Source organism: Xanthomonas sp. BRIP62415, from assembly GCF_003993515.1.
GTDB lineage: Bacteria > Pseudomonadota > Gammaproteobacteria > Xanthomonadales > Xanthomonadaceae > Xanthomonas > Xanthomonas euroxanthea.
Map to the genome: position 1 here is coordinate 1 of NZ_QEZH01000036.1, position 5,090 is coordinate 5,090.

General features: G+C 63.9%; 2 protein-coding genes. Both read right to left on the reverse strand.

Annotated elements, in window-relative coordinates; translation table 11 throughout:
• Positions 1-3,448 (reverse strand): amino acid adenylation domain-containing protein (locus EO141_RS21760; protein ID WP_241236697.1); only part of this gene is annotated, 3,448 nt, incomplete at its 3' end.
• Positions 3,445-5,090: condensation domain-containing protein (locus tag EO141_RS19385; RefSeq protein ID WP_206514829.1), on the reverse strand; the 1,646-nt coding region annotated here is incomplete at its 5' end. The genes EO141_RS19385 and EO141_RS21760, both read right to left, overlap by 4 nt.

Genomic DNA, 5,090 nt, shown 5'->3' on the forward strand with positions numbered 1-5,090 from the left:
CGCGCACGATGCCCAGCAAGGTGGCCACCAGCCAGCGCGAACGAGCCAGGCTGACGCCTATGCGCATCCCCGGCTGCACCCCGCTGCGCTGCAGGGCCCAGGCAATCGCCGCACTGGCTGCCTCCAGTTGTGCATAGCTCAGCGTGCCTTCGGCGTCCTGCACCGCAATGGCGTCCGGAACCTGCTGCGCGGTCTGCGCAAAACGTCCACTCAGGCTGACGCCTCCCTCCCCCGGCAACCCCGCCCAGGCCAGCAGCTGTTGTCGATCGCTGGCCGGAACGAAGTCCGCGATATCGCTGCAGGCGGTGGGGTCGGCCAGCATGCGGCCCAGCGCATCGGTATAGATGGCCACCATGCGCTCGATCTGCGCCGGCGAAAACACCGCGCGATCGGCTTCCAGAACAAGCCGCAAGGTTTCCAAGCCGGGCAGCTGCATCGCCTGCAGGATCAACGGATAACTGGAATGCTCGAAGCCACCACCACGATCCACGATCGCAGAGGTATCGTCACCGTATTCGTCGCCGTAGACATGGAAATGGGTGAAGTTGAACAGCGTATCGAACAGCTTCCGGCCGTCATGCAGGCGCATGATCTCCGATAGTGGCAGGCGTCGGTATGGCCACAATGCCTGCTCCTGGACAAACGCAGATCGGATCAGCTGCACCCAGCTCCGACCAGCAGTTGACAGCCGCAATGGCACGCTGTTGAGAAACAGGCCCAAGACGGCATCGCCACCGACCCGCTCGGGACGACCATTGGTGACAAACCCGCTGACCACCTCAGGCTGGCCAGTGAGAACGGCCAGGGTTTTGAGATGCAAGGTCAGCAACACGCTCTTCAGCGGTACTTCCAGTTCGCGCGCGAGAGCCTTCAACTGTGCCGATGCCGCGGCGTCCATTGGCACGTCGACGCGGGTTACCGCCTCGGCACCTGAACGCGACTCCAGCGGCGACATGCGCTCGAACAGCGCCGGCCGTGCATCGACCAGGGCCTGCGACCAAAACAAGCGGTCCGGCGAGCCGTCTGCGCGCGCCTGCTGTTCCAGTTCAATAAAATCGGCGTAGCTGCACGTCTGCGCTACCATCTTACCAACCTTGCCGGCGAGTGCCTGTCGGTAAAGATCGATGAACTCGCGCGTCAGTCGCGCCGCGCTCCAGCCATCGAGGACGGCGTGGTGGCAACTGTAGATGAGATTGAACACCGCATCATCCAACCGCTGCACGCAGACACGGAACAGTGGCTCGTCCACCCAGTCGCCAAAACCGCGCACGTGTTCCTGCTCTACCCAGGACTGCAGGGTACTTGCGACCTGATCGGCGTCGAGCTGACGCGAATCGAGGACTTCCAGCGGTACCCACCCGTGAGGACGGACCACCTGTAACGGCTGCTGCGGCCGCGATAGATCGAAGCCGGTCCGCAGGATCTCATGCTGCAGGCCCAACGTTTCCCACACCGCCGCCAGACATTGGCCATCAAATGGCAAACGCAACGTATGTACTTCAATGTTGTGGTACACCGCGTCGTCGGCACCCAGGCTGCTGTGATACAGCATGCCCATCTGCGTTCCGCTGACCGGGTAGGCGTCCTGATAGCGACCGCGCAGGGTGTCAGCCAGCGCAGGGGCGATCAGAGCGAACGGCGCACGTGGCGTTGCGCTCTCGTTCGCCGCCTGCCGCCGGGCGATCCTGGCAAGCTGACGCACGGTTTGCGTGCGTAGCAGATCGGCCAGGCTGAACACGATGCCGGCTTCCTGCGCCTTGGACTTGATCTGTATGCTGCGGATCGAATCTCCGCCAAGTGCGTAGTAGTTGTCATCGATGCCGAAGTCATCGATTTCCAACACCTGGGCCCATACCGACGACAAACTGCGCTCCATAGCGTTCTGCGGCGCCACGGTGCAGGAACGGCGTGGCAGTGGCATCGCCTCCACCTCCAGCAGCGCCCGTCGGTCGCGCTTGCCATTGACGTCGAGCGGAAATGCCGGCACGGCGGCGTAGCGCGCAGGCACCATGTAGGTCGGTAGCGTCGCGGCGAGATATTCGCGCAGGGCCTCCAGCTGCGGTAGGGCATCACCACAGGGACGTACGAACGCCAACAGCTGGGTGCCGCTCTCCTCCTGGGACGGCACCACCACCGCTTCGGTGAGCAAGGGATGTCGCGCGAGCGTTGCTTCGATCTCACCGATTTCGATGCGATAGCCGCGCACTTTGACCTGATTGTCGCCTCGACCCAAGGTGCGCAGTTCACCGCGCACATCGATATAGCCGAGGTCGCCGCTGCGATAAAGGCGCCCACCGGGCGAGACGGTGAACGGATCTGGGATGAAGCGCTCGGCTGTCAGGGCCGGCCGCCGCAGATAACCGCGTGCAACGCCGCCACCAGCGACGTGGATCTCGCCCACGGTACCGGCCGGCACGGGGTTGAGCATCTCATCGAGTACGTATGTCTTCAGGTGTGCCAACGGCACGCCGATCGGTGTGCCGCGCGCATTACCGGTGCCGGTATCGTCCCGGGTCAAGGGCCGGTAGGTCACGTGAACCGTCGTTTCGGTAATACCGTACATGTTGACCAGCAATGGCTGCTGGTCACCGAAGCGCGCAAACCAGCGGTCGAGATCCTGCAGGTCCACTGCCTCGCCCCCGAATACGACCACGCTCAACGCGGGCAGCGGCGCTGCCGCTTCGGTCACCATGCAGCGGTGCAGCTCGGCGAACGCCGACGGAGTTTGATTGAGTATCGTGACCCCGCTCTTACGCAACAGATGCAGGAATTCCTGCGGGGCACGCGTCACCGTATCGGGCACCATCACCAGCCTGCCGCCGAACGCCAGCGCCCCCCAGATTTCCCAGACAGAGAAATCGAACGCATAGGAATGGAACTGGCTCCAGATATCGTCCGGGCCGAACTCGAACCACGCGTTGGCGGCCGCCAGCAACGATGCCACGTTGGCGTGCGAAACCGGGGTGCCCTTCGGCATGCCGGTGGAACCGGAGGTGTACAGCACATACGCCAAGCCCTGGTCTCCCAGCCGCGCATGGCCGGCATCGCCCCGAGCAACCACGGCTTCCGCACACAGCGTCGCAACGTCCAGTACGGTGGCCGATGCAGGCGCTTGCGCAACCGCGCTTCCGGCATCGACGATCACAAAACGCACATGGCTGTCCGCCTGCATGCGTTGCAGACGGTCCTCGGGATAGATCGGATCCAGGGCCACGTAGCCGGCACCGGCCTTCATCAGCCCCACCATCGCTACAATCAGCGTTGCCGAGCGCTGCATGCGCAGGCCCACCGCCTCGTCCGGCTGGACCCCGCGCGCCTGCAGCGCCGCTGCGATCGCCGTGGACTGCGTGTCCAGCTGCGCGTAGCTGATACGTTCGCTGCCATCCACGATCGCGATGGCCTCGGGACGCAACCGCACCTGCTCTTCAAACAGTCGTTCGAGTCTCACTGGAATAGTTCCGTGCTGTTGTCTATGACCGGCGGTTGCGGCGCGGCGCTGCGGCGACGTTTCCTGAAACCCTCCGGCAGGATCGCCGGATCCAGCGGGAGCTCTGCCTGTGCGGCGACCACTCCCCCCCATCCGGCGTGGTACGCATCGGGATCGGCGGCAATGGCGACAAGCACCTGTGCGTACAGCGCAGCAACGATTTCCTGGCGCGGCAACGGAACCTTCGCACCATCAAAGATCAGGACGCAGCGCAGTCGGTTCTCGCCGGGCCGTACCATGAACTCGGCCACGCAGGCGAAATGAGTGGCGGCGAAGCCGCGCCTGTCGCGGATCGGCGCTTCCTCGCCGCTGTACATCTGCTCGCCCACGTGGAATCGGGTGAAGTTGAAGGCCGTGTCGAACGGCATGCCGCCGCAGCTCTTGACGATCTCGGCCAGGGGGAATCGACGGTGTGGGAGCGTTTCGCGCTCGCGCTCGAACACATTTCGGACCAGATCGTGCCAGCGCCCGCCACCGAGGCGTGCGCGCATCGGCACGGTGTTGATGAACAGGCCCAATGTGCGTTCTCCCCCCTCCTGCTCCGGCCGCCCGTTGACGGTGACCCCGGTGATCACATCGCTCTGCCCCAGAGCCACCGCCAGCACTTTCAAGTGCGCGGCCAGCAACACCGACTTGAGCGGCACCCCCACAGCCACTGCCAAGGCATTGAGCCTTTCCTCTACGGCATCGGCTACCTCGATTTCACGTTCGATACGGGATGTGGCAGCGTGGTCGCCCAGACCGCCGTCCGCAGGCTCCAGCGATGCATCGGTGTATTGGGCCAGCTGCGCCTGCCAGTAGGTCCGGCTGTCTTCGCTGCCGAGCGCTGCCTTTTCCAGCGCGATGAACTCGCGGTAAGGCAACGTCTTGCCATTGGCAAGCGGGGGCTGCCCAGTCAATGCGTGGCGATAGCAGGTAAGCATCTGCTTGACTAGCAGTGTTTCGCTCCAGCCATCGAGGATCGCATGGTGGAAGGTCACGCAAAGGTGGAAGCGCGAGGCGGCCGGCAACGGCATGACATGGATGCGGCATAACGGGGCCGTGCCCCAATCGAATGCGGTCAGCGTTTCGCGAGCAATCAATGCATCCAGTTCGCTGTTCGCCTGCACGGTGTCCTTCGCGGCTGGCAGCACCTTCAGCGGAATTCGCGCGTTCTTCCACACCAACTGCAGAGGCTCGGTACCGTATGCCATCGAGAACGATGTTCGCAGCACCGGGTGCTGCACGGCCAGATCGTCGACCACCTGCTGCAGCGTAGCGGCATTCCAGGACAGGGCGACCTCGTAGCAGACCACGTCCTGGTAGACGATGGCGTCCTGGCTGGTGTCGCTGTGGTACAGCAGCGCCATCTGCATACGCGACGCAGGATAAGCATCATCCACGTCGGCAGGTAGTCGCTCGCATACGCGAGCATCGACTAGGGCAAATGGCGCGACCCTGGGCAGCGGGACGACCGCCGCACCTGTGGTACGTGTGGTCACCTCGGCCAGCCTGGCCACGGTCTGGCGTTCGAACAACGCCTCCAGCGCAAACTCCAGCCCTTGTTGCTGCGCCTGCGCCTTGATCTGGATGCTCAAGATCGAATCGCCGCCCAGCTCGAAGA